General features: G+C 65.6%; 1 protein-coding gene. It reads right to left on the bottom strand.

Translation table 11 applies throughout. The features are described from left to right. Positions 1–128: 128 nt before the first annotated feature. Positions 129–567 (bottom strand): ATP-binding protein (locus tag HW578_RS27480; RefSeq protein WP_198373844.1); only part of this gene is annotated, 439 nt, incomplete at its 5' end.

Here is a 567-nt window from a genome sequence, read left to right as displayed (position 1 = left end):
TGTCAACGGCGGAGCAAAACCAGGCCAGCGCGGCGGCGGAAAACAAGGCCACTGGCGACATGGCGGCATCAGACCTGGCCGGCCCCCGATCGGGGGCCGGCCAGGTCTGCGGCTGGTTCCTCTGATGGTCAGCCGGACAGGATCTCGCCGGTGTTTTGGTCTATTTGCTCGCCGGCAGCGGCGTCACCTGGTGCTGCCTTTTTCGACTGGCGTCGCCGAGCGGTGGACTGCGTCAGGCGGTAGCTCACGCCGTTCATGGTCAGGATATGGACATGATGGGTGAGCCGATCGAGCAGGGCGCCGGTGAGGCGCTCCGAGCCGAGCACCGCGGTCCATTCCTCGAATGGCAGGTTCGAGGTGACGATGGTGGAGCCGTGTTCGTAGCGCTGGCTGAACACCTCGAACAGCAACTCCGCCCCGGTCGGCGACAGCGGCACGTAGCCGAGTTCGTCAATGATCAGCAGCTTCGCCGCCTGCAGCTCCCGCTGCAGCCGGAGCAGGCGCTTCTCGTCACGCGCTTCCATCAACTGGTGCACCAGCTGAGCCGCTGTGGTGAACACGACGCTG

Origin of the sequence: Roseomonas rosulenta, assembly GCF_016106005.1 — a bacterium.
Classification (GTDB): domain Bacteria; phylum Pseudomonadota; class Alphaproteobacteria; order Acetobacterales; family Acetobacteraceae; genus Neoroseomonas; species Neoroseomonas rosulenta.
The sequence above is the reverse complement of the archived record's forward strand: the minus strand, read 5'-3'. Positions and strand labels throughout refer to the sequence as shown.